Source organism: Thauera sp. ZXT1-4, from assembly GCF_052598215.2.
The window spans coordinates 1-1,718 of record NZ_JBQWSN020000093.1; the positions used below are offsets into that span (position 1 = coordinate 1).

Sequence of the window (1,718 nt, forward strand, 5' to 3'; positions counted from 1 at the left end):
TTCGACAGGAGCAAGCCATGGATACCCCGACTCGTCCCGTCAGCCCCTTGCGCCAGCGCATGCTCGACGACATGCGGATGCGCAAGCTCACCCCCAAGACGCAGAGTGCGTACATCCGCGCGGTGTGCCGGTTCACGCGCTATCTGGGGCGCGCGCCCGATACCGCCACGGTGGAGGACCTGCGCAACTACCAGTTGCACCTGGTCGATACCGGCACCTCGCCAATGTCGCTCAACGCCGCGATCAGCGGGCTGAAGTTCTTCTTCGACATCACGCTCCAACGCGGCGAGCTGATGGCGCGAATGCAGCCGGTCCGGCTGCCACAGCGCCTGCCGGTGGTGCTCAGCCGCGAGGAGATCGCGCGCCTGATCGCCGCCTGCAACAATCTCAAGCACCAGACGGCGCTGTCGCTCGCCTACGCGACCGGACTGCGAGCGAGCGAAGTGGTCTCGCTCAAGGTCAGCGACGTCGACAGCGGGCGCATGACCCTGCGGGTCGAGCAAGGCAAAGGCCGCAAGGATCGCTACGCGATGCTCTCGCCCTTGCTGCTGGAGCGGTTGCGCGTGTGGTGGCGGGTCGCCCGGGCGCAGGGCAAGATGCTCGATGGCGGCTGGTTGTTCCCGGGCCTCAACCCGATCGAGTCACTGAGCCCGCGTCAGCTCAATCGCGCTGTTCAGGCCGCCGCCCTGGCGGCCGGCATCGACAAGCGGGTGTCGATGCACACGCTTCGCCACTGCTTCGCGACCCACCTGCTCGAGCAGAAGGTCGACATCCGCATCATCCAGGCGCTGCTCGGCCACAAGAAACTCGACACCACGGTGATCTACACCCAGGTCGCCACCGACCTGCTGCGCGAAGTCGTCAGTCCGCTGGAGACCTTGCAGTCGGCGTAGGCGCATCGTGGCTCGCCCCGCACTGGAGGTCGCGGACATCTTCCGCGCCTTCGGGCCGGCGTGGCGCCTCGCCCAGCACGGTCACCTGAGCCTTGGGCAGTTGAAGGTCATGTCGGCCATCGAACAGTGCCGCACTGCGGCGCTGGGCGGGCACGTGCTGCGCTGTGAGGCCTGCGAGCAGATCGACATCAGCTACAACTCGTGCCGCAACCGGCACTGCCCGAAGTGTCAGGCGCGGGCCGCCCAGCGTTGGCTCGAGGCCCGGCAGGCGGATCTGCTGCCGGTCGAGTATTACCACGTGGTCTTCACGCTGCCGGCGCCGATCAGCGCGTTCGCCTACACCAACAAGGCGCTCGTCTATCGGCTGCTATTCGAGGTCGCCGCCGAGACGCTGCTCACCATCGCTGCCGATCCGAAGCACCTTGGCGCGACGATCGGCGCCACGCTCGTGCTGCACACGTGGGGCTCGGCGATGACGCACCACCCGCACGTGCACGGCATCGTCCCCGGCGGCGGCCTGTCGGCCGACGGGCAACGCTGGATTGCCTGCCGGCATGGCTTCTTCTTGCCGGTCCGCGTGCTCTCGCGGCTGTTCCGGCGGCGTTTCCTGGAAGAGCTGGCGAAGGCGCATCACGCCGGCGTGCTGCGCTTCTTCGGCGAGTTCGCCCCGCTGGCACAAATGGCCGCGTTCCTGCGCTGGCTCGCGCCACTGCGCACGAGCGAATGGGTCGTCTATGCCAAGCGGCCCTTCGCCGGCCCCGAGGCGGTGCTCGCCTACCTGTCGCGCTACACCCATCGGGTGGCGATCTCGAACCGTCGCCTGGT

General features: G+C 67.8%; 2 protein-coding genes. Both read left to right on the top strand.

The genetic code is table 11. The features are described 5' to 3' along the window. Nucleotides 1–17 precede the first annotated feature (17 nt). Nucleotides 18–893, top strand: a complete 876-nt coding sequence (locus ACUH78_RS19185) for a tyrosine-type recombinase/integrase (protein ID WP_094269343.1) — start codon at nt 18–20, stop codon at nt 891–893. A 7-nt stretch (nt 894–900) separates the two neighbouring features. Beyond that, nucleotides 901–1,718, top strand: an 818-nt coding sequence (locus ACUH78_RS19190) for an IS91 family transposase (protein WP_510497611.1), incomplete at its 3' end; no start/stop codon positions are given.

Coding starts and splice junctions, on each gene's coding strand:
- ACUH78_RS19185 (WP_094269343.1), top strand. CDS start 18: ATGGATACCCCGACTCGTCCCGTCAGCCCCTTGCGCCAGCGCATGCTC.